We start from the raw sequence: 22,277 nt of genomic DNA on the forward strand, positions 1-22,277 counted from the left end.
CTCGGTCTCCCGGTCGGTGTGGTCACCGGTGCGCGCGGGAGCGTCGTCCGCGGCGTCTCGGGTCTCGGCGTCCCGCGCCTTGGTGTCGGCGGTCTCGGCCTCGGCGTCCTTGGTGTCGCGGGCGGTGGGAGCCGGTCGCTCGGCGCCCGCCTTGGCCCCGGTGCCCCCGGCGGCCCGGCGCCCGGCCCGGGCCTTCCCGTCCTTCGCGCCGGGGCTGCCGTCACCGGTGCGCGCGGGAGCGTCGTCCGTGGCGTCTCCGGCCTCACCGTCCCGCGGCTCGGCGTCGGCGGCCTCCCGCCCCGCCTCGGCAGTCGTCGCGTCGCTGAAACGCGCAGTCCGCTGCCCGGCGGCGTCATCGTCACCGTCGTCGTCGGATTCGGCCGCTACGTCGCCGTCGGCCTCGGCGTCGGTGTCCGCGTCGGCCGACGCGGCGTCAGGGGACGTGTTCCCGTCCTCCGTGTCCGACTCGGCCGCGTTCGCCGACGCCACCCAGGCCTTCACCGCTTTGCGCAGGCGACCGTCGCTCTCCGCAGGAGACTCGTCACACTCGCCGGGAGCGGCGTCCGTGTCCCCGGCCGTCCCGGCGTCCGCGTCCGCGTCGGAGCGCTCCGCCGTCGCCTCCCGCACCGACAGCACACGGGTCGCCGTGTCGACGCCCCCGCGCCGCCCGGAGGGCGACGCGTCGCGGGCGACCGCCAGACGCGGGTCCCGCTGGGGTGCGGAGGCCCCCGCGGAGCCCTCCGTCCCGCTCCTGGCCTCGGGAACCGGGCCCGCGCTCCCCGACGTCGGTTCTGCCGACGACTCGCGCTGCTTCGACCTCTCGGGGGACTCGCCCGCCACCGATGCCTCCTCCATGCGCCGCACGCCCCGCGTGCGCCAACCGAACCGTGAACCGCCGCCCGCGACAACGCTTCACAACGCTGTCCGAACCATGTACCAGTGTCCTGTGTGCGGGCTTGCCCCACGCGGTAGACGAGAACGACATACCTACCGGTTCCCTTACGAACCGGTCACGCACCCTCGACAGACCAATGTGAGAGGGGTCACCCTGTCATTCATCCACGCGGGGAGGCATGGATGGGCAGGAGCCGCAGAACACTTCCGGAGGAGCTTCTGCTGCTGGCACTGGACCCGGCCACGGGTACCACTGCACAGCCGCAGTCGCTCGACCTGGGTCTGGCCGGTGCACAGCTAGTGGAGCTGGCGCTGGCCGGACGGATAGCCCCAGACGGGGATCGTATCGCCGTGGTCGTACCACGGCCGACTGGAGATCCGACACTGGACTGCGCGTTGGAGTTGCTGCGAAGGCGTGGCGCTCCCGTGCGTGCCGTCCACTGGATCGGCGGGCCGCGTCTCGGGCTCCGCCAGACCTACCTCTCGCATCTGGAGCGGTGCGGCATGGTGCACGCCGTGGCCGGTCAGATGTGCGGAGTGCTGCCGACGACTCGCTACCAGGCGACGGACACCGAGATCAGCCGGGAGATCAGGGCCCGGCTGGACTCCGCGATCCGCACCGGCGTACCGCCGGACCCGCGGACCGCGGCGCTCGCCGCGCTCGCGCACGCGGTGGGCCTCGGCAAGCACCTGTACCCGGGCAACGAAGGACGGTCCTCCCGTTCCCGGTTGCGGGACCTCATCCGGCACGACCCGATGGGCGGCCTCGTGGCACACGCCGTGATGGACGTCCAGAACGGCGTGGCGGCGCAGCCGCGCCGCAGCCCGGCCCCGGCCGGCCGGCAGGCCGCCGCCGGTGGCAAGGGCGCGCCGGAACCCGCACGAGGGGTTCCGACGCAACCGCACCGCGGATCCATGGTGCGTGCCGTGGCCCACTGAGCCGCACGTCCCCGAGGGCGCGACCCCCAACCCAACCCCGAGGGCTCGAACCCGAACGGACCGACCATGAGGCCGCCGAACCCGGCACGGGCCCAGGACCCCGGACCCGGCACGGTCCAACGCCCCACCGCACCACACGGATCCACGACACCGCAGACCCGGTCACGGGAGCCGCTGTCCGAGCGGGGCGGAGAGAGCGCACGCTCTCTCCGCCCCGCTCGGCGTGCCGAGAACCGGCGCCCCCGGCCGCGACCGGCCGGTGAACCAGCGCGAACCCGCTGGACATCCACCGTTTCCCAGCGCCGGAAAGCTCCTTGGTGGCAGTCTGCTCAACAGCAGATACGCAAAGTGGCACGTACGAGTCACGCAGCCGGAGGTGCACGTCCCGTGGCGTCCAATGTCAATCCCACCGTCAGGCGGCGTCGGCTGGGCCAGGAACTGCGGAAACTCCGTGAGGACAAGGGCATGACGGCCGAACAGGTCGCCGACCGCCTGCTCGTGTCCCAGTCGAAGATCAGCCGCCTGGAGAACGGCCGTCGCAGCATCAGCCAGCGCGACGTGCGCGACCTGTGCGGGGTCTACGAGGTCGAGGACCAGCGGATCGTCGACTCGCTGATGCAGATGGCCAAGGACTCCCGCCAGCAGGGCTGGTGGCACGCCTTCGGCGACATCCCGTACAGCGTCTACATCGGCCTGGAGACGGACGCCGAGTCGCTCAGGGTCTACGAACCCCAGATCATCACCGGCCTGTTGCAGACCCGCGACTACGCCGAGGCCATCATCCGCGGCGGTTCCCCCGAGTCGTCCGACGCGGACAACGACAAGCGCGTCGAGGTCCGGCTGCGCCGGCAGAGCCGCATCACCGCGGAGCGGGACCCGCTGCGGCTGTGGGTGGTCCTGGACGAGGCGTCGCTGCACCGGGTCGTCGGCAGCCGTCAGGTCATGCGCGAGCAGCTCGAGCATGTCATGGAGATGTCCCAGCTGCCCCACATCACCGTGCAGGTGCTGCCGTTCGAGGTCGGTGCGCACGCCGGCATCAACGGCCAGTACTCGATCCTGGAGTTCGCCGACGCCGCCGACTCGAGCGTGGTCTACATCGAGGGCGTGACCAGCGACCTGTACCTGGAGAAGCCGCACGACGTGCAGAAGTACACGGTGATGTACGAACACCTCAGAGCGCAGTCCCTGAACGTGGACCAGTCGCGCCGGCTGATCGAGCGGCTCGCGAAGGACTACGCCCGCTGACCCGTCGTCAGTGAAGGAGCGGCCGGATCATACACCTCTGGTACCTCAGGCCTGGGAGTCCATTGGAATATGCCATCCGGTCGAGTGAATGAGTCCTCCGTCCGAGGAGGGTGGCGAGTAGCGTCGATCACGCCAACCACCAGCACAGGTTGGCGCAAACCGTACTGCGGCCCCCGTCGGGTCCGGCAGCCCGGTTTCAGCAACTCGCAAACTCGCTACGGAGCGAACATGGCAATTCGTCTGGGTGCCACGGAAACGTGGACGACGTCCTCGTACACCAACAACAACGGCGCGTGCGTGATGGTCAGGTCGACCACCGAGGAAGCGCTGGAGCTCGGGGACACCAAGATTCCCGAGGGCCCCAAGCTGGCCTTCCCCGCCGACGCGTGGAACGTCTTCGTGGCCTCCGTCAAGGTGTAGAAACCCCGATCGGCGACCACCCGGCCGGTCCGCTCGCCCGCCGCACCACCGGAAGGGCCCTCTCGACCAGCTTCGCCGTCCTTGCCGAGAGGGCTCGGCGTGTGCCCGGCCGCCCGGGCCGGACCCCGGGCGGGCCCCGGCCCCCGCTCAGCTCACCGGGAACGCCACGTCACACACCGGGTCCCCGGCCCCCGCCGCCTCCCAGTCGGCGAAGTACAGCTCGCGGCACGGGCCCGTCCGCGTCAGCCCGCGCGCCGCGATCCACTCCTCCACCGCCTCGAACGCGGCCAGGATCTGCGGGTCCGCCACCTGCGCCTTGGTGATCCGGGTGTACGCCAGCCGCCGGGCCGGCTCCACCCGCACCGCCGTCTGCCGGGTACGGTCCCGTGCCCCGGCCCACGCCCGCGCCGCCGCCCCGTCGGCGACCGGCACGCACGCCTCGGCGGGACCGTCGCTCTCCGCCGACACCTCGGAGTGGTACGCCACGAACGGCACCCCGGCCGGGCCCCCGAACTCCCGGGCGGCCTCCTCCAGCCGCCCCAATGAGGCGTCGATCCACGCCGGCAGCTCGTGCGCCAGCAGGTGCCGTGTCTCGGTGATCAGGACCTGCTCGGGCACGTCCACCGTCTCGACCACGAACTTCTCGTACATCTCGGAGTTCCTCCCCGACAAACGCGCACGGAGGTACTCGGCGAGCGTCCGCTGCCCGGCGAACCGGGTCTCGACGTCCGTCCAGTAGGCGGCCAGCCGGCCGGCCGCGGCCACGCCGTCGTCCGCGTCGACCACCTCGGCGATCCGGGCCAGCGGCATGTCCAGCTGTCGCAGCAGCGCCACCAGCCGGGCCCGTTCCACCTGATCGGCCCGGTAGTACCGGTAGCCGGTGGCCTCGTCCACGTACGCGGGCGCCAGCAGCCCGAGCCGGTCGTACAGCCGCAGCGCCTTGGCCGACAGCCGTGCCCGGGCCGCGAACGTCCCGATGCCGAGCAGTGTCCCGTCCACAGAGCCGTCCTCCGTCACCGGGCGGACCGTCCGCCCGGCACGGGGAACCCTCGGCCCTGCCCCAGGGGCAAGGTCAACGGGCGGAGTCCGGTCCCGGCCCGGCGAGCGCCTTCTCCACCGCCGCCACGACCTCGGCCGCCTCCGGCTCGGTCTGCGGCGAGAACCGGGCGACGACCCGGCCGTCCCGCCCGATCAGGAACTTCTCGAAGTTCCAGCGGATGTCACCGCTGTGCCCCTCCGTGTCGGCGAACCCGGTCAGCCGCTCGTACAGCGGGTGCCGCCCCTCCCCGTTGACCTCGACCTTCTCGGTCATCGGGAAGGTCACGCCGTATGTCGCCGAGCAGAACTCGGCGATCTCCTCGGCACTGCCCGGCTCCTGCCCGAGGAACTGGTTGCAGGGCACCCCGAGCACCGTGAAGCCCTGGCCCGCGTACCGCTCGTGCAGCCGCTCCAGACCCTCGTACTGCGGTGTCAGCCCGCACTTGGAGGCCACGTTCACCACGAGTACGACCCGGCCCGCGTACTGCGCGAGGTCCGCGGACCCGCCGCTGAGCGAGCCGATCGCCACATCGAGGGGGGAGCCGTCGTGCATCTCGGAAGTCGTCATGCCCGGATGCTAGCCCCGCCGGGTGACACCCCCGGCCCCGCCCCCGCGCCACCGGCAGGCCCGTCGCGGCCGTCTCGACCGGCCGACGCGACGGGGCCACGGCCGGCGAGCGCCGCCCGGCCCCGGCCGGCCGACGACTCCACCAGCACCTCCCCGGCCGCCGTCCGCACGTACAGCACGGACCGACCCGCCCGGCCCCGGCGCTCCACCAGCCCCGCCTCCCGCAGCACCCGCAGATGCCGTCCCACCGAGCCGAGGCCCTGCCCGGTCACGGCCACGAGCTGGCTGGTGCTCATGGGCGAGGCGAGCAGCACGAGCACCCGGGCCCGCGCGCCCCCGAGCAGCGCCCCCAGGCCCGCGGGCACCCGCCCGCCGCGGCCGGCCAGCGCGCCCCGGCACGGGTAGACCAGCGCGTAACGGTCCGTGCCCTCCCACGACACCCAGCCCACCCGCTGCACGGTCACCGGCAAGAACACCAGCTCCGCCCCGCAGATCTCCCGGGGCGGGAACTCGTGCGCGTTCACCTGGAGCCGGTTCTCCCCGAGCCACCGCGTCCCCGGCCGCAGGGCATCCAGCACGGCCACCCAGCCCCACCTGCCCGAGCTGGCCGCGCTCACCGGCGCCGCCGAGACGACCGTGCACGGAGCACCACTACCGCAGCGCCCAGCAGGAGCGGGCGGCCCGGGAACGGTCGGAACCGGCGGAGCGGATGGAACGGATCATGCGCGTCCGGAGGGGGTGATCACTGACGCCCCCCGGGTCACTCCTCCTCGGGAGCCTCCCCCTCCACCAGCCGCTCGGCGATGTCGTCGGCCCACTCCTGCGCCCACCGGCGCAGCTCCTCGATCGCCCGCCCGTCGAGCCCGTGGGCGCGGAACTCGCCGTCGTCGAGCCAGTCGGTGCCGGTCAGCCGCGCCTGGAGCTCGGTGAGGTCGAAGGTGTCCGGCGCATGCCGCCGCCCCAGCTCCTCCAGCTCCGGGCGGCTCCAGCGGTCCGCCGCGGCATGGACGTCGATGAGGTCACGGGGCAGTCCGCGGTCGGCCAGCGTCCGCACGGTCGTCCCGACGAGATCCTCCAGGGAGAGCGCCGGCCCGGCCCGCGTCCCGGCGGGCGGCCGCCACAGCACCTCCTTGCGCACATCGACCTCGCACCGCTCCCCGGCGTCCGCGTCGCTCACCACGAGCCGGGCGGCCAGCGGATCGACCTCCACGCCGCTCACCACCCACCCCCGCGCCTCCAGCCCCGCCCGCAGGGCACCGGCGATCACGTCCATCCCCGCGGGGTGCTCGGTGGCCAGGTCCACGCCCCTGCTGGGCCGGTCCACGAGCCCGTGGGCCCGCACGGCGTCACCACCGGCCAGCAGGATCCCGTAGGGCGCCCCGACGGCGAGGAGGTCCCCCGGCAGCCGCTCGTGCGGAGCCGGAGCGGGAGCCGGATGCGGTCGGGGAGGGCCGAGCGGTGAGGCCATGTCCCCGATTATCGTCCGCGCCCACCGACCTGCGAAAACGGCGGGCGCGGACGAGTGAGCCGTCCGGCGCCGCCCTCCACCGCGCGCCGACACCCGCGCACGGTTCCCGCGCACGGTCCGTCGCGCGTTGCCCTGCCGGCGGCTACGCCTTGCGCCCGACCCCGCAGTAGGCGTCCACGGGCGCCCCGCTCCCCGCGTCGTCCGCCTCCTCCGGCCGCCACTCGGGCACCCGCACGACCCCCGGCTCCACGAGCTCCAGCCCGTCGAAGAGCCCGGTGATCTCCTCGACGCTGCGCACGTAGTACGGCACGGCCCCACTGGCGTTGTAGGCCTCGGACGCGGCGATCATGCCCTCGCTGGTGGCGGTGCCGTCGCAGATCACGAGGTGGCTGCCCGGGGCGAGCCCCGCCATGAGCGTGCGCACGAGGCCCTGCGCCTGCTGGTGGTCGGCGACGTGGCCGAGCGTGTTGAGGATCATCAGCCCGACGGGCCGGGAGAGGTCCAGCGTCCCGGCGGCGGCACGCAGGACGGCCTCCGGGTCGTGGAGGTCGGCGTCGAGGTAGGCGGTCCTCCCCTCGGGGGTGCTGGTCAGCAGCGCGTTGGCGTGGGTGAGGACGATCGGGTCGTTGTCGACGTAGACGATCCGCGCGTCCGGAGCGACCCGCTGCGCCACCTCGTGGGTGTTGTCGGCGGTGGGCAGCCCGGTGCCGATGTCGAGGAACTGCCGGATCCCCTGCTCACCGGCGAGGTGGCGCACGGCCCGCCCGAGGAAGTGCCTACTGGTGACCGCCACGTCCACCAGACCCGGGAAGATCTCCTTGATCCGGTCGCCGAGCTCCCGGTCGACCTCGTAGTTGTCCTTGCCCCCGATGAAGTAGTTCCAGAAGCGCGCCGAGTGCGGCCTGCTCGTGTCGATCCGGGCACGCGTGGCGAATCCGGCACTGTCCTGAGTGGTGTCCTCCGACACGGCTGGGCCTCCTCCGGCTGGCGCTGATCACTCCCGCCAACTTAGGCCAACCGGCCTTCCGTGGGCGCAAGTTCCCACGATCAGCCCCCCGGACGCCCGCCCACTTCCGGCCACGCGCCACCGTCTTCGGGGCAGACCCCGTCGACGAGTGCGAGGAATGGGACGAGCCCCCCTTGCCCCGACCCCGACCGCCGGCGTCGATGAGGTGCACGGCGCGGGAGACGTCCCGGCTCACCCCGCACCCGGACACGGAACCGTGCCGCTCACGAGCGCGTGGCAGTCCCGCACTCCGCACCGTCGGCCTCCCGCATGCGCGCCTCCGTCGACGTGCTCCGGTCGTACGGGTCGACCCTGGGGCCGTCTCCCGGACCCGAGGAGGCGCAGCGCTCATTGGCCCTCTCGGCTCGACGGCACGTCATGTCGCCGACCCGGGGAGCGGTGGCCCAGCGCGAGCCGTGCCACCCGCGGCCAGTCGGCCGCCCCGCCGCCGGCCCGCGGGGCGTGGGGGCGACGGCGCGGCACACGCACCCGGAGCGCGCCGGGCGCGCTGCGGCACACGACGGGTGACGGCAGAACGACGTGCTCCCCGTCGATGCCGACCGGGAGGGTGTCCGTGCCGGCCTCGACGACGACTTCCCCGGCGCTCAGCCGGATGAGCCCCCCGGACCGCGGACCGCCCACGAAGCGCGCCGCCTGAGCGGTGTTGCCGACCCGTACGCACACCACGCCGAGGAGTCCCGAGTCCAGCCGCTCCCTGCGCCCCGGACGGGCCGCGTCGACGGCGCGTCCGTAGGGATTGTTGCTGACCAGGAGGGCCTGAAGTCCGTGGAGGCGGGTTCCGTCGGCCTGCGCCCGCAGCCTGGTCGCCTCCTCACCGGTGAGGAGGCCGGGGAGGGTGCGCAGGGTCGTGCGGGTCTTGGCATCCCGGTAGGCGGGGTCCGTGACGATGGACGCGTACGTGCCGAACGAGGCGTTGTTGACAAAGACCCGGTCCGCCGCGTACCCGAGGTCGATGCGGAGTTCGACGCCGTCGGTCAGGGCCTCCAGGGCGGTCGCCGGATCGTCACGGTCGAGGCCGAGGTCGAGGGCGAAGTGGTTGCGGGTGCCGGCGGGAATCACCACGAACGGGAGGTCGTGGCGCGCCGCCACCTCGGCCACGAGCGCCTGGGTGCCGTCGCCGCCCGCCACCGCCAGGAGATCGGCTCCCTCGGCGACGGCCTGCCGGGCCAGTCCGGTGACGTCCTGGTGCCGGCCCGCGTCGAGCAGAACCACACGGCAGCCCGCGGCCCGGGCCTTCTCCACCAGGCCGAAACGATCCACCTTGCCGCCGCCGGAGCGCGGATTCATGAGGACCCAGGGTGTACGGGGTGCCTCCACGACGGCCTGTGGGGTGGCGGCGGGTGCCAGGGCCGTACGTGCCGCCGTGAGGGCCAGCATCCACAGGCCGAGGGACAGCAGGGCCGGCCCCAGCATGCCGAACGTGGCGTACAGGGCGAGGACGGCCACCGGTGCGGCCAGCGACAGGCCCGCCCCGACGGCACGGAGCGCCCCGGTGTGCGCCAGGGTCCACCACACCCCGACGGCGGCGAGCGCCAGTCCGGCGATGCCGACCAGCGCCCACAGCACGCTCCGCAGACCGGCGGCGACGATCGGCACCACGATGCTGCCCAGCAGGGCGAGCACGGCGAGGCGGGCCCCTGCGACACCGCCCTCGCCCACCGTCCGGGGTCCTGCCTTCCGCGATCTCCTCATGTCACCGTGGGATGTCACCGGTCGGCCCTTCTCTCCCGCCTCACGCCCTGACCGCTGTGCTCAGGTGGGTCCGTGCGGGTACGAGCCCCTGTGCGGCTGGTACCCCTCGGACATGGGACGTTCCTCGGACAGGTCGAAAAGGTTGCCGCGCTGGACCACGCACAGGGCCCAGATGATGAAGCCCGAGATGGTGATCATCACGACCGACCACACCGGGTAGTACGGCAGGGAGAGGAAGTTGGCGATGATGACGAGTCCGGCGATGGCCACGCCGGCGACACGTGCCCAGGTCGCCGTCCTGAGCAGTCCGAAGCTGACGATCAGGGCGACCACACCCAGAGCGAGGTGGATCCATCCCCATCCGGTCAGGTCGAACTCGAACACGTAGTTGCGCGTCGTGACGAAGATGTCGTCCTCGGCGATGGCCATGATGCCCCGGAAGATGTCGAGCAGGCCTACGAGGAAGAGCATCACGGCCGCGAAGGCCGCCAGGCCGGTTGCCCAGTCCTGCTTGGCCGTGTGCGCCGGCCGGGTGTGTGTCGCGGTCATCTTGGGCCTCGTTTCATGTGATCGGATGGTCAGAGACCAGAGGTGCGGGAGGCGGACCCCGAGTGCTCCGCCGGACCATGGCCGGTCAGCACCAGGTCCTTCGCCCTGCGGAACTCCTCGTCCGTGATGTCGCCGCGGTTGCGGATCTCGGACAGCCTGGCGAGCTCGTCGACGCTGCTGGTCCGGCCGCCGGCCGCGGTCTGCCTGATGTAGGTGTTGAACTCCTCCTGCTGCGCACGCGCCTGCGCGATCTCCCGGCGGCCCATGTTCTTGCCCCGGGCGACCACGTAGACGAAGACGCCCAGGAAGGGCAGCAGGACGGTGAACACCAGCCAGCCGGCCTTCGCCCAGCCGCTCAGGCCGTCGTCGCGGAAGATGTCGGTGATGATCCTGAAGAGCAGGACGAACCACATGATCCACAGGAAGAACAGGAGCATGCTCCAGAAGACGCTCAGCAGGGGATAGTCGTACGCCAGGTAGGTCTGCGCACTCATGTCTCGCCTCCGTTCCGGGCGCCCGCCCGGCCGCTTGCGTGCTGTGTTCAGCGTGGGCACGGCAAGCGCCGGACGGCCTCACCCGATGCGGGTGAGTACGGCAGGCGGTCCGCCTCGGACCACCCGCCCGCCGCGACGGCGCGGCCGTGTGCCGGCGGGACGCCGGATGCCTGCGGGGCGAATGCCCGATGCCTGGTTTCCCGTCCACGGCTCACGGGGTCGCCCGGTCCGCCGCACGGCCGCCCGGTCCGGTGGCCGCCGCGAGGATCGCCAGGACGATCAGGACGGCCACGGCGATGCCGAGAACGAGGGCCACCGCTGCGACCGTGGGGCGGTTCCAGAGAACCAGCGCCAATGCTCCCGCCCCGATGACCACACCCGTGGTCCATGACCGGTGGTCCGTCAGCCAGCGTCCGGTGGTCCCGGTGCGCAGTCCGGCCCGGCGCAGACCTCGGCCCGCGGCCGTTGTGGTCCGGTCCGTCACCGTGCGGACGGCGCGGGCGGGGCGCCCGGGACCGTAGAGGTACGCGACCAGTGCCGTGATCACTGCCACGACCAGCAGCGTGCGCGTGCTGTCGCGCAGGAAGCGGACGAACGTGTCGTAGATCGTCGCGGCCGCGTCGGTGGGCAGCGCGTCCGGCGGGACCGAGTCCAGATAGGTCCGCCTGACGACGGCCAGCACGACGAGCAGGACGACCATCATCACGCCCACGCCCGTCGCTGTGACCATCAGCATCACCCGGTGGGCCGGATTGGTCCACACGGCGAGCGCGGCGAGGACGACGGTCAGGACGGGCAGCCAGGTGCCGAGGATGTCCAGCAGCCGCATCGCGTCCTGCGCCCTGCCCAGTTCCTCGGTCTGGAACAGCGTGATCGTCCGGTCGGTGTCCGGGATGGCGGCGGCCTTGTCGAAACCCGCGTCGACGAGCCGTTCCCGCACCTCGTCGACGACTCCTCCGACGTCCAGCAGGACGGTGTCTCCCTCGGCGCGCACAGCACCCTCGCGCTCTCCGGTGAGCATGGTGACCACCGCGGCGTGCGAGCGCCGGTTCGCGCCCTCCCACACCTGCTGGAAGGCGTCGCTGGTGATGACGCGGGTGACGGTGCGGTCGACGACGGTCCTGACCGCGTTGCGCAGCGGACCCTCGAGCGACTCGGCCCCCTCCACGACGCGCGGTGGAGCCCCGGCATCCTGGAGGGCCTTGACGAGCGAGTCCGTCACCGCCGCGACGTCCACGTTCCTCACCACGCGGTCCGTGACCCGGTCGATCACGACGTCCTGCACGGCCGGCTCCGACGCCAGCGGCGCGACGGTCTCCACGTAACGGTCGGTGTCGGAGACCGTGTCCTGGACCCAGGCCGCGGCCACGGCCAGGGGCGCGAGCAGCAGGGCCAGCAGGAGGAGGACCGAGGAGCCGGCCTGCCGCAGCCGCCGGTGGCGCACCGCGGCATGACGGCGCAGTCGCTCGTACTCCGCTCGCTCCTCGGCGGTCATGACGTGGTGCCGGTCGGCGGATACACCGGGGCCCGGCGGATCCGGTGGCGTTCCCGGGTTCATGGGTGCTCCTCTCCACGTGCGTAGCGGGGCGACGGTCGCCGATCGGGGTGACGGTCGTGGGAGGCGGCCGAACCCGAGCGGGCGTGGCGTCTCATGCCGCCATCGCGGCCGGGGCGCCGGGCCCCGGGGGCCGCGTCCTGCGGAGCGCCGCCCGCCAGGCGAGGGCGACCACCGCCTCGGCCAGGCCGAGCAGGACGAGCCACAGGCCCAGCAGCCGGGTCAGCGCGCGGGCCGACTCGGCGGGCAGGGCGAGCACCACGACCCCCGCGACGATGCCGAGTACGGCGGCGACCATGACGACGCCACGGTGCGGCAGGTCCTCGGCGGAGATGGCGGTGTAGAGGGTGAGGACGCCGGACACGAGCCAGACGACCCCGGTGATCAGCGAGAGCGTGGCGATCGTCTGCAGCGGGTTCCTCAGGCACAGCACCCCGGCCAGGACGTACAGCACGGCCAGGAGCAGCCCCGGCAGCCGCTCGTGCCCCTCCCGTGCGAAGACGGCCACGAACCGGAACCCGCCGGTCACCAGCAGGTACAGGCCGATGAGCACCGCCGCGACGTGCAGTGTCGCCTCGGGCCAGACCAGCACCAGGACGCCCGGCACCAGCGTCGCGACAGCCGACCCCACGAGCCAGGCCCAGCTGCGGCCGAGCCGCGCCAGTACGTCTGCGGGGTCTCCCGGCGGGCCGGGGACCGCCCCGCCGGGCTCACGCTCCGGCCCGGTGAGCGATGCCGCACCACGCGACATGGTCATGGCTCCTCCTCGCGTGATCGGCCGTCGCCCTCGAAGCCGCCTGCGGAAGCCGACGGGGCGGGGTGGGCGGGCGGGGTGCCGGCACCCGACCGCTCCAGACTCCCGCCCCGGCACGGCGACCGGGTCACCCACCACGGGTGATCCACCGACGCCGCCGGGGCGGTGAGCTGGAGGTCCCCGGCGCCCGGCCCCTCCGGCGTCCGGCCGGACGGAACGAGACGACACGAAATGAGCGATCCGAGCACTGCCCGGACGGACCGCGCCCGGTCCGGTCCCGACCCGCACCGGCCGCGGCGGCGGCTCCGCCCCCGTCGCTGGGCGGCGGTCGTCGCCGTCGCCCGTGCGGTGCTCATCGCGGTCGGCCTCCTCACCGCCTACTTCCTGCTGCCCCTGGACGAACGCGGCACGGCCGGTGCGTCGGCGCTGCTCGTGTGCGGCCTGCTGGCGGTGCTCCTGGTGTTCGCGTGGGAGGTGCGGGTCATCGCGCGCTCACCCCACCCGCGGCTGAGGGCCGTCGAGGCCCTGGCTGCCACGCTGGTGCTGTTCCTGGTCCTCTTCGCCGGTGCCTACTACCTGCTGGACCGCTCCACGCCGGGCTCCTTCAGCGAGCCGCTGACCAGGACGGACGCCTTGTACTTCACTCTGACCACGTTCAGCACCGTCGGCTACGGGGACATCGCGGCGCGCTCCCAGACCGGGCGCGTGCTGGCGATGCTCCAGATGGCGGGAGGGCTGCTGCTCGTCGGCGTCGCCGCACGCGTGCTGGCGAGCGCGGTCCAGGCGGGGCTGCGCCGGCAACGCGGGGAGCCGTCCGACCGGCCGCGTTCCGGCAGCGACGCCGACATGCCCGACCGGGAGGACGGACCATGACCGTACCCAGTGCTTTCACCGCGTCCCTGTCTCCGGCCGAGCGAGCGGAGTACGGCAGGACCGCGCGCAGGCGGGCGTCGCGTTCCTCGCACGGCTGGTACGAGACCGCACAGCAGCGACCCGATCCCGTCGAGGTGATAGAGCGTCAGTCCGCCGAGCGGGTACCCGAACTGGTGCCGATCCGCTACGGCCGCATGCTGGAGTCGCCGTTCCGCTTCTATCGCGGCGCTGCCGCGATCATGGCGGCCGACCTGGCCCCCCTCCCCGGCACCGGGCTGCAGGTGCAGCTCTGCGGGGACGCCCACCCGCTGAACTTCCGGCTGCTCGCCTCACCGGAGCGCCGTCTGGTCTTCGACATCAACGACTTCGACGAGACACTGCCCGGGCCGTTCGAGTGGGACGTCAAGAGGCTGGCGGCCGGCTTCGTGACGGCGGCCCGGGCGAACGGCTTCTCGACCAAGGAGCAGAACACTGCCGTGCGGGCCTGCGTGCGGGCGTACCGGGAGCGGATGCGCGAGTTCGCCGGGATGCGCACCCTCGACATCTGGTACGCCCAGGACGACGCCGACCGGATCCGTGAACTGGCCTCGTCGACGGACGGGGAGGCCGTGCGCCGTACCGCCGCAGCCACGGCGCGGGCCCGCACGCGCACGCATCTCCGGGCCTTCGCGAAGCTCACCCGTGTCACGGCCGAGGGCCGGCGCATCGCACCGGACCCACCGTTGATCACGCCGCTCGACCAGCTGTCGGCCGGGCCGTCCGAGGCGGGGCCGTCCGAGGCGGGGCCGTCCGAGGCCGGTTCGGCCCGGGCCGGGCGGGAGAAGGAACTGCGGACGCTGCTGGACGGGTACGCCCGGACCCTGCCGTCGGAGCGCCGGCACCTGCTGCGCCACTACCGTCTGGTGGACCTGGCCCGCAAGGTGGTCGGCGTCGGCAGTGTCGGCACGCGGTGCTGGGTGCTGCTCCTGCTCGGCAGGGACGACGACGATCCGCTGCTGCTCCAGGCCAAGGAGGCCCAGGACTCGGTGCTGTCCGCCCACACGGGCGGCGATCGCTACGACAACCAGGGCCGCCGGGTGGTGGCCGGCCAGCGACTGATGCAGACGACCGGCGACATCTTCCTGGGCTGGACGCACGTCGTGGGCCTCGACGGCCGGGGCCGGGACTTCTACGTGCGCCAGCTGTGGGACTGGAAGGGCATCGCACAGCCGGAGACCATGGGGCCGGGGCTGCTCGCCCTCTTCGCCAGGCTGTGCGGGGCGTCCCTGGCACGGGCCCACGCCCGCTCGGGCGACCCCATCGCCCTCGCCGCCTACCTGGGCGGCAGCGACCGCTTCGACCGCGCGCTCACCGAGTTCGCCCAGTCCTACGCCGACCAGAACGAACGGGACTTCGAGGCGCTGGGGGCCGCCTGCCGCTCCGGCCGGATCGAGGCGGAGCGGCTCTGAGTGCCCGTTGCGCGCCGCTCCGGGCAGCGCCCACCGCCCGGAGCCGCTCCGGGCGACGGACACGCCCGGCCCGTCACTCCGGCAGTCGCCGCATCTCCACGACCCGCAGTCCCAGTGACTGGCACCGCGCCAGCAGCCCGTACAGGTGTGCCTCATCCACGACAGGGCCGAACAGCACGGTCTGTCCGGACATCACCACGTGGCCCAGCTCCGGAAAAGCCTTGGCCAGCGTTTCCGACAGGTGTCCCTCGACGCGGATCTCGTAGCGCACGAGCTGTCCTTCCGTGGACGGCCTCGGACAGGCGGACGGCGCCCTTCCCCACGATCGTCCGCCACCGCGCTCCTTCGGGCCTCACCCGGTACAGGTGACCGTCGCCCGGCGCACCGCGAACGCCGCGGATCAATGCTTCAGCACGATCTTGAAGGAGATGATCAGCAGGCCGAGCAGCAGGTTGACCGACGCGGTGGCGGCCATGAGCCGCGGCGAAGCACCGGCGCGGCGTGCCGCGGCCACCGACCAGCCCACCTGGCCGGCCACGGCCACGCAGAGGGCGAGCCAGAGGGCACCGCGCACGTCGAGACCCAGGAGCGGGCTGACGGCCACGGCGGCGGCCGGCGGAACGGCCGCCTTGACGATCGGCCACTCGTCCCGGCACACGTTCAGGACGACCCGGCGGTCCGGGGACCGCTGCGCCAGGCGGGCCCCGAACAGCTGGGCATGCACGTGCGCGATCCAGAACACCACTCCGGTGAGCAGCAGCAGCGCGACCAGCTCCGTGCGGGGGAACGAGCCCAGGGAGCCGGCGCCGATTACCACGGAGGCCGCGAGCATGGATCCGTAGACGCCGCCCGTGTAGTCCGCGTGGGCCCGGCGCTCCGCCCGGCGCATCCTGTGAGCCGTGGCCGGGCCGGTCCTGATCCTGGACACTGGTCACTTCCTCCCAGATCAGCGGGTCGATCCGGTCATCGGGGCCGCGGCATCGGCGTCCGGCTGCCGGGGACGGCGTGTCCGGGCGCTCGGCAGGTGCGGCGTCACCAGGTAACTGGCGAGGGCGACACCGCCGGTGGCCAGGATCGCCGCCTTCAGTCCGTCCAGTTGCGCGGAGGCGTAGGAGTCCGTGACGGCCTCGGCCTCGGACGGCGGCAACCCGGCCCGCTCGGCCGCTGAGCGCAGCTGATCGGTGGAGACGAAGGTGACCCCGGCCTGCAGCGCGACACCGACCTGTTCGCGGGTCTGTCCGGACAGCCGCGGATCGTCCTCCACCTGCGTGGTGAAGGCGTGGGCCAACGCGCCGATGAGGAGCGACCCGATGAGCGCGGTGCCGAGCGCCGAGCCCAAATTCTGTGCCGTGAACTGGAGTCCTCCTGCCTCACTGCGCTCCTCCTCGCCGACGCCGGACTGGACGACGTTGCCCAGTTGCGAGGCGAGCAGGCCGACGCCCACGCCCAGCAGGGCCATGGCGCCGGCGAACTGGGCGTCGTCGATCACCGGGTCGATGGTGGCCAGCAGCCACACGATCGCCGCCGCCAGGATCGCCAGGGCCAGCCGGACCACCCGGCGCGGCCCCCACAGTCGTCCCAGCGGGGACGCGGAGAGGGAGGTGACCAGCATGGTGGCGGACACGGGGAGCAGGCGCAGCCCCGTCTCGAAGGCGTCGAACCCCTGAACCACCTGCAAGTAGAGCGGGATCGTGAAGAACAGGCCGAGCAGGATCAGGTTCTGGCTCAGCAGCGTCAACAGGCCGGCTCGCAGCACGGGCCTGCCCAGCAGGGACAGGTGCACGAGGGGGTCGGCGCCCTGGTGCTCCCGCCGCCGCTCCCAGTGCCGGAAGAGGGCCAGCACGGCCACCCCCGCGCCGACGACGAACAGCGTCGGGGCGAAGCCGAGGACGGTGAAGGGAGGGTTGCGGGGCTGCACCCATCCCCAGGTGGTGCTCTGCAGCACCCCGAGCACGCCCAGCCCCAGTCCGGCCGCCGAGAGCACCGCGCCGACCCCGTCCAGCCGGGGACGCCGGCCCGACGGGGCGGGTGTCGCGATCATCCGGCGGCACAGCAGGACCGCCGCGACGACCACGACCTCGCCCGCGAAGACCAGCCGCCAGGTCAGGTACGTGGTCACCCAGCCGCCCAGCAGGGGGCCGACCGCGATTCCGGCACCGGCGAGGCCGCCGATGACCGCGTAGGCGACGGCCCGGTCCTTGTCGCGGTACGACTCCGCGACGAGGGCGGCCATGGCCGGCAGCACCATGGCGGCTCCCAGCCCCTCGATGACGGACCAGCCCAGCGTGAGGACCCACAGCGTGGGTGCCACGGCGGTCAGGGCCGATCCCACGCCGTAGACCACCAGCCCCAGCAGGAACATGCGGCGGCGCCCCAGGATGTCCCCGAACCTGCCGCCGATGATCATGAAGGCGGCCATGACCAGCGCGTACAGGGTGATGACGGCCTGGATGGCGGTCACCTCGGTGTCGAAGTCCTCGACCAGCCGGCTGATGGACACGTTCATGACGGAGGTGTCCAGGACCATGAGGAACTGGGCCGTACCGAGGACGATCAGAGCCCGCCAGTGCTTCACGGTGTCCACCTCGCAGAGTGCCCGCCCGGGTACCCCCCGGAACAGGCGGGCCAGAGAGCCGGCGCACGCCTCGCCGCTCCTGCCATCGCATCCCGGGCACGCGCCCCCGTGCCTCACCCGCCACGGGGGAAAGGCTGTGCCGCGGGGGCGCGGACGAACCCGTCCTCATCAGGGCGATTCATGATAGGTACGACGTGTGCCTTCCTGGGAGAACGTGAGAACGGAGGGCCCCCGCAGGGAGCCCTCCCCCGAACGCTCGCTGCTGGCGTCGGTCGTCACCGATCCCGGGCACCTCCCGGAACTCCTCGCCGGCTTCGCCGTCCGCCGCATCGGTCCGGCCGTGCCCGAAGCGATCGCCTCGCTCCGGTCGAGCCACCCCGACGCCACCGAGGCGGAGCTCCGGGCTCGGGTGGTCGCCCGCGGCCGACGGGCCGTCGTGTCGGAGGGGGCGGTCGTGGGGGGCCCGTTCCTCGTGCTCATTCCCCTCGCGTTCTGCGCGGCGCTGCTCCGCCAGGCACGCACGATCCTGGAGCTGGCCGCCCTCGACGGCCGCGACCCCACGGCGAGCGCCCGCGCCGCCGAACTCCTCGTCCTCCAGGGCGTGTACGAGGACGCCCGACAGGCCCAGGAGGCGCTCGCCCGCACCGGACGCGCCACCGGCGCACCCGCCCGCCGGAAGCGATGGGTGGCCCTGGGGGAGGTCACCCTCCGCATGGCCCACCTCCTCGGCATCGTCGCGCCGGCCGACGAGAGCCGGGCCGCGGGCCGACGCGCACGTCGGGTCGCCGTCCCGGCCTGGCGGTGGCTCCTCCTCGCCGTCGTCTTCCTGGTCGGGCTGGTCGCGCCCCTCGTCTGGCTCCCCTACATGGCGGTGAACTACCGGCGCGCCGACGCCCGCCTGGCAGACCGCGTCCTCGCCCACTACTTCGCCGACACCGCACCCGCCCCACGCCACCGCACCTCCCGCCTCGAACCGGAAGTGATGGCAGCCGGGCTCCGCGCGCTCCTCTCCCTCCTCGTTCCGCTGGCCCTGACCTCCGTGACCTTCCTGACCGGCCTGCGCATCGCCGGGAACCGCTGGCCGGTCATCGGCCTCGCCCTCGCCACGGCGTCCGCCGCGGTGGGCGGGCTCTGGTACTGGCGACGCCACCGGCGCAGGCCGCGGGGCGGCGGGAGCCGCTCCGGACCGTAGGCGGCCTCGACCGCGCCGCAGCGAGGGAAGCAGGAGCCACCCGGTGAGGTCCGTGCCGGTGGGGTGGCGGGCACCGGACGCCCCCCACCGACGCGCGTTCACAGCAGCCGGAGGTCGCGCGCGCGGCGCACGGCCTCGCCCCGCCGGTTCACCGCCAGCTTCCGGTACACGCTCTTGAGGTGGGTCTTCACCGTGTTCACCGACACGTACAGATCGGCGGCGATCTCCTCCGTCGACATCATCCGGGCCAGCCGCTCCAGGACGTCGCGCTCGCGATCGCTCAGGTCCACCGCGACGAGCGGCGAGGGCGGCGCTTCCGGGCCGGGCCGATCGCCGAGCCGTGCGGGGGGCGGCCCGGGCGTGAGCCAGCCCGCTGCCAGCTCGTGCAGTGGGGCCGTGGCCAGGAGGGGCCGGAGCCACGCTCCGGCGTCGAGGAACGGACGCCTCAGCCGCTCGCGCCGGGCGTCGAGGAGCGCCTGCGCCACGAGCCTGCGGGCGGTGGCGGTGTCTCCCGCCGCCTCCGCGGCCCGAGCCCTCACCAGGGCCGCCCTCACGGCCACCGCCGGACCCGTCCCGCCCTGGACGCGGATGCTGTCGAGCAGGTCGACGGCCGACTCGGGACGCCCCGCGGCGATCAGGATCGCCGCGGCCTCCACGGCGCACGCCGGCTGGTCGCCGGACACGCGCCGGAGGGTCTCGGTGGCTTGGTCCGGCCGCCCTCCGGCCAGGTGGGCGGCGGAGGCGACGAGCGCCTCGTGGCTCGCCGCCCAAGGCGACGCCACGGCCGCGGAGACGGCCGGGTCGGCCGCCTCGACGGCGGCCTGTGCCCTGCCCCTGGCCATCAGCAGACGAGCGGTGGCGAGGGCGCGTCCCGCCGCGGGCACGGGATCACGCACCGCCGAGGGCAGGGCCACCTCGTCGAGGAGGGCCTCGGCCCGGTCCAGTTCGTTGCGGTCGACGGCCACGGCGGCCAGGACCAGCCGTTCGATGCCGGAGCCGGAGGGCTGGGGCAGGCCGACCCGCTCCGCTTCGGACACCGCCGCGAGGGCCTTGCGTTCCGCCCGGCCGAGCCAGCCGTTCAGGTAGTCGAGCAGGGCGAGGTGCCCCAACGACTCCTCCCGGGGCAGCACGGTGGTCTCTCCGCCGGAAGTCCCCGCCACGGCGGTCAGGGCGGCGCGCGCGTCCTCGAAACGCCCCGCCCACAGGCGGGCCGATCCCAGATGGGTCAGCAGCAGCGCGGAGACCTCGGGATGCTTGTCCAGGAGCCGGGCCGGGACCTCCCGCCACAGCTCACCGGCCGCCTCGGCAGCCTTCTCGGCCTGGGGTGGACATCCGGTCAGCCGGGCGGCCAGTGCCTCCAGCAGCGCACAGCTCAGTTGGGCGGTCGCCAGGTCGGGCGCGTCGTCGGCCAGGTGCTTCTCGGCGTGCCGCAGGTGGGCCAGACCGCGGTCCGGGTCGTACCGGGACAGGTCGTGGGCCGCGCGTACGAGGTCCGTCGCCCAACTCCGTGCCTCCGGCGCCATACGGGAGAACAACTGGGTCAGGTCGCCCGAGCGCAGACCGGTGAAGAGCTGTCCGATCGCCAGGTCGTCGACGAGGGCACCGGCGGCCAGATCCCAGTCGCCCGCGGCGGCGCCGTGGGCAAGTGTCTCCGGCAGGAATCCCGAGCGACGCAGCCACCGCGCGGCCCGCCGGTGGAGTTCCGGTTCCAGGCCGGGCAGGCGCTCGCGCAGATGGGCCCGGAGTATCTCCCCGAACAGCGGATGGAGCTGGTACCACGAGTGCCCCAGGCGCTCGACGAACGCGTTGTCACGGTGCAGCCCGGCGAGGATGGGCTCCGCGTCGGTCCGCAGGGTCAGCGCGTCGGCCAGGTCGGGGGAGAAGCGCTTCAGGACGCTGACGCGCAGCAGGAGGTCCTGTGTCTCCGCCGGCTGCCCCTTGAGGACCTCGGCCAGCAGGAAGTCCGCGACCGTACTGCGGCCCGCCTCGAACGCCTTCAGGTAGAGCTGAGGGTCGGCGCTCTCCAGAGCGGCCAGAGCGGACAGGCGCAGCCCGGCGGCCCAGCCCCGGGTGCGGTCCACCAGGGCGCGAGCGGCGTGGACCGGAAGGCTCAGACCGTGCAGTTCGAGCAGTGCGGCGGCCTCCTCGGGGGTGAAGGCCAGCTCGGCGGCGCGGATCTCCGTCAGCTCGCCGGCCGCGCGGTACCGGTGCAGCGGAAGCAGCGGTTCGGTGCGCGTGACGAGGACGAGACGCAGGCCGTCCCCGGCGTGGTGCAGTACGAACTCCAGCTGCTCCGCGATCTCCGGGGCGATCACGCGGTCGTACTCGTCGAGTACGAGGACGACCGGCCGGTCACGCTCGTTCAGCTCGGCGGCGAGGGCTGCCAGCAGCCTCCGGTCCACCCCGGTCGCCTCCGCGGGAGCCCGGACCGCGTCGGACACCGGCGCACAGCCGGCACGCAGCGCCTGCAGGACGTAGGCCCAGAACACCCCGGGACGCCGGTCCCCCGCTTCCACGGTGAGCCAGGCGACCGGCGGACGCAGTCCGGCGGCCCAGTCGGCGGTCAGCAGCGTCTTGCCGGCCCCGGCCTCCCCGTTGACCAGGGTCAACGGTGTCCGCAGAGCCTGATCGAGGTGCTGGACGAGCCGCTGCCGCCACAGGAACGTCGCGGGTCTCGCGGGGAGGGCGAACCGGGTGCGCAGGAACGGGTCTCCCAGGGGATCGGCCCACGGGGCGGCGGGAAGGCCCGGCCCTCGGGCGTTCGCGTTGGACTCGGCCACGGCGCTCCACCTTCCCTGTGGGCATTCCTGTCGGCCAGGGCCACGTCATGGGCCGCGCGCTCTCCCCAGGATCGCAGCCTTCCCGCTCCGGCGCGCGGTACCGGAGCACGGGCCCGTCCACCGGCCTGCCGGCCCGCTCCGGAACGATCCGCCCAGAAGCGCGGGCGGCGAGAGTGCAGCACGTCCCCCAGGGTGGGTACGGCCCCCGAAACGGCCCGCTCGGGCATTCTTCGAGCCGGTCTTCCCCGGCTGGCACGGGCGGCGCGACGGGTGATCCTCCGGACGGCACCTTCGAGACTCCGCGGACGGTGAGAGATCCAGGAGACCCCGTCCCTCACCAAGGGAGCTGCAAGTGCTGTGCGCGGCACATCGCGGCCAGCGCACAGGGCGGCTTCAAGGGCGGTCTTCACCTCGCCACAGGTGTCCCCGTGTCCCCCGCCACGCCCACCTGCTCTGTGCGACGGCCGCTTCCTGGTCGTCCCCTTCCGCTCGCGCGCAAGCCCGTACAGACCGCGTAGCGCCTCGTGCAGGTCGTCATCGGCTGTCCAACAGCCGATGCTGACGTCGATGGGGATCCGAGCCGCTGTCGGAGATCCGTCGGCTGCGTCGACCTCCGCGGAGGCACTCCCGGGGGAGGTCGCCGAGCCGAACAGGGATGTGCTCAGGGGCACCGTGCGGCCCGGGGCCTTGGCCCAGTCCGGCCCGCGCATACTCGCCCGTCCAGGCTCAGCCCCGTGGGAACAGCGGGCACACCTGCGGCCCCCTT

Annotated in this window: 19 protein-coding genes and 2 pseudogenes; 6 read left to right on the top strand and 15 right to left on the bottom strand. The window is 73.3% G+C overall.

What is annotated here, in order from left to right; translation table 11 throughout:
• Positions 1-840 (bottom strand): annotated as a pseudogene (locus tag ACFYOV_RS20690) (D-alanyl-D-alanine carboxypeptidase); the annotation flags it as partial.
• Between the two features lie 237 nt (positions 841-1,077).
• Between ACFYOV_RS20690 and ACFYOV_RS20695 the strand changes: the two are divergent.
• The 3 genes from ACFYOV_RS20695 to ACFYOV_RS20705 all read left to right on the top strand — a co-directional run bounded on the left by ACFYOV_RS20695 (position 1,078) and on the right by ACFYOV_RS20705 (position 3,498).
• Positions 1,078-1,833 carry a GPP34 family phosphoprotein gene (locus ACFYOV_RS20695; RefSeq protein ID WP_389089576.1) on the top strand — a complete coding sequence of 252 codons (756 nt, stop codon included), beginning with the start codon at positions 1,078-1,080 and terminating at the stop codon, positions 1,831-1,833.
• Positions 1,834-2,220: 387 nt separating this feature from the next.
• Positions 2,221-3,078, top strand: coding sequence for a helix-turn-helix domain-containing protein (locus ACFYOV_RS20700; protein ID WP_389089578.1), 858 nt, complete (start codon positions 2,221-2,223; stop codon positions 3,076-3,078).
• A gap of 228 nt (positions 3,079-3,306) precedes the next feature.
• Positions 3,307-3,498: a DUF397 domain-containing protein gene (locus ACFYOV_RS20705; protein WP_389089580.1), complete on the top strand. Its 192-nt coding sequence runs from the start codon at positions 3,307-3,309 to the stop codon at positions 3,496-3,498.
• A gap of 147 nt (positions 3,499-3,645) precedes the next feature.
• Here ACFYOV_RS20705 and ACFYOV_RS20710 read toward each other — a convergent pair whose 3' ends face one another.
• From ACFYOV_RS20710 to ACFYOV_RS20755, 10 genes and pseudogenes are all read right to left on the bottom strand, one after another.
• Complete coding sequence (locus ACFYOV_RS20710) at positions 3,646-4,497, bottom strand: MerR family transcriptional regulator (RefSeq protein WP_389089581.1); 852 nt, start codon at positions 4,495-4,497, stop codon at positions 3,646-3,648.
• Between the two features lie 73 nt (positions 4,498-4,570).
• Entirely contained in the window at positions 4,571-5,104 is a 534-nt protein-coding gene (locus ACFYOV_RS20715) for a glutathione peroxidase (protein ID WP_389089582.1), read from the bottom strand.
• Positions 5,101-5,712, bottom strand: a pseudogene (locus ACFYOV_RS20720) (ArsR/SmtB family transcription factor); the annotation flags it as partial. The gene ACFYOV_RS20715 and the pseudogene ACFYOV_RS20720, both read right to left, overlap by 4 nt.
• 152 nt (positions 5,713-5,864) lie before the next feature.
• Positions 5,865-6,572: a nucleotidyl transferase AbiEii/AbiGii toxin family protein gene (locus ACFYOV_RS20725; RefSeq protein ID WP_389089583.1), complete on the bottom strand. Its 708-nt coding sequence runs from the start codon at positions 6,570-6,572 to the stop codon at positions 5,865-5,867.
• Between the two features lie 142 nt (positions 6,573-6,714).
• Positions 6,715-7,539 carry an SAM-dependent methyltransferase gene (locus tag ACFYOV_RS20730; protein ID WP_389089584.1) on the bottom strand — a complete coding sequence of 275 codons (825 nt, stop codon included), beginning with the start codon at positions 7,537-7,539 and terminating at the stop codon, positions 6,715-6,717.
• A 387-nt stretch (positions 7,540-7,926) separates the two neighbouring features.
• Positions 7,927-9,291, bottom strand: coding sequence for a diacylglycerol/lipid kinase family protein (locus ACFYOV_RS20735; protein ID WP_389089586.1), 1,365 nt, complete (start codon positions 9,289-9,291; stop codon positions 7,927-7,929).
• Positions 9,292-9,351: 60 nt separating this feature from the next.
• Positions 9,352-9,840, bottom strand: a complete 489-nt coding sequence (locus ACFYOV_RS20740) for a hypothetical protein (RefSeq protein WP_389089587.1) — start codon at positions 9,838-9,840, stop codon at positions 9,352-9,354.
• A 29-nt stretch (positions 9,841-9,869) separates the two neighbouring features.
• Positions 9,870-10,334: an SHOCT domain-containing protein gene (locus ACFYOV_RS20745; protein ID WP_389089589.1), complete on the bottom strand. Its 465-nt coding sequence runs from the start codon at positions 10,332-10,334 to the stop codon at positions 9,870-9,872.
• A 211-nt stretch (positions 10,335-10,545) separates the two neighbouring features.
• Positions 10,546-11,892 (bottom strand): hypothetical protein, encoded by a 1,347-nt coding sequence (locus tag ACFYOV_RS20750; RefSeq protein WP_389089590.1) that lies wholly within the window; start codon positions 11,890-11,892, stop codon positions 10,546-10,548.
• 91 nt (positions 11,893-11,983) lie between these two features.
• Entirely contained in the window at positions 11,984-12,646 is a 663-nt protein-coding gene (locus ACFYOV_RS20755; RefSeq protein WP_389089592.1) for an HdeD family acid-resistance protein, read from the bottom strand.
• 228 nt (positions 12,647-12,874) lie between these two features.
• On the opposite strand from ACFYOV_RS20755, the gene ACFYOV_RS20760 reads away from it, so the two are divergent.
• Both ACFYOV_RS20760 and ACFYOV_RS20765 read left to right on the top strand, forming a co-directional pair.
• Positions 12,875-13,516: a potassium channel family protein gene (locus ACFYOV_RS20760; RefSeq protein ID WP_389089593.1), complete on the top strand. Its 642-nt coding sequence runs from the start codon at positions 12,875-12,877 to the stop codon at positions 13,514-13,516.
• The gene (locus tag ACFYOV_RS20765) at positions 13,513-14,964 is read left to right on the top strand and encodes a DUF2252 domain-containing protein (protein ID WP_389089594.1); all 1,452 of its coding nucleotides are present in this window, start codon (positions 13,513-13,515) and stop codon (positions 14,962-14,964) included. The genes ACFYOV_RS20760 and ACFYOV_RS20765 overlap by 4 nt, the downstream gene beginning before the upstream one ends.
• 73 nt (positions 14,965-15,037) lie before the next feature.
• Here ACFYOV_RS20765 and ACFYOV_RS20770 read toward each other — a convergent pair whose 3' ends face one another.
• From ACFYOV_RS20770 to ACFYOV_RS20780, 3 genes are all read right to left on the bottom strand, one after another.
• Positions 15,038-15,235 carry a hypothetical protein gene (locus tag ACFYOV_RS20770; protein WP_389089596.1) on the bottom strand — a complete coding sequence of 66 codons (198 nt, stop codon included), beginning with the start codon at positions 15,233-15,235 and terminating at the stop codon, positions 15,038-15,040.
• 129 nt (positions 15,236-15,364) lie between these two features.
• Positions 15,365-15,853 (bottom strand): hypothetical protein, encoded by a 489-nt coding sequence (locus ACFYOV_RS20775; protein WP_389089668.1) that lies wholly within the window; start codon positions 15,851-15,853, stop codon positions 15,365-15,367.
• 57 nt (positions 15,854-15,910) lie between these two features.
• Entirely contained in the window at positions 15,911-17,539 is a 1,629-nt protein-coding gene (locus ACFYOV_RS20780; protein ID WP_389089597.1) for an MFS transporter, read from the bottom strand.
• 214 nt (positions 17,540-17,753) lie between these two features.
• Between ACFYOV_RS20780 and ACFYOV_RS20785 the strand changes: the two genes are divergently transcribed.
• On the top strand, positions 17,754-18,731 hold the full coding sequence (locus tag ACFYOV_RS20785; protein ID WP_389089599.1) for a hypothetical protein: 978 nt from the start codon (positions 17,754-17,756) through the stop codon (positions 18,729-18,731).
• A 98-nt stretch (positions 18,732-18,829) separates the two neighbouring features.
• Here ACFYOV_RS20785 and ACFYOV_RS20790 read toward each other — a convergent pair whose 3' ends face one another.
• The gene (locus ACFYOV_RS20790) at positions 18,830-21,511 is read right to left on the bottom strand and encodes a LuxR C-terminal-related transcriptional regulator (RefSeq protein WP_389089600.1); all 2,682 of its coding nucleotides are present in this window, start codon (positions 21,509-21,511) and stop codon (positions 18,830-18,832) included.
• Between the last annotated feature and the right edge of the window lie 766 nt (positions 21,512-22,277).

It is taken from the genome of Streptomyces sp. NPDC005931 (assembly GCF_042871235.1).
Classification (GTDB): domain Bacteria; phylum Actinomycetota; class Actinomycetes; order Streptomycetales; family Streptomycetaceae; genus Streptomyces.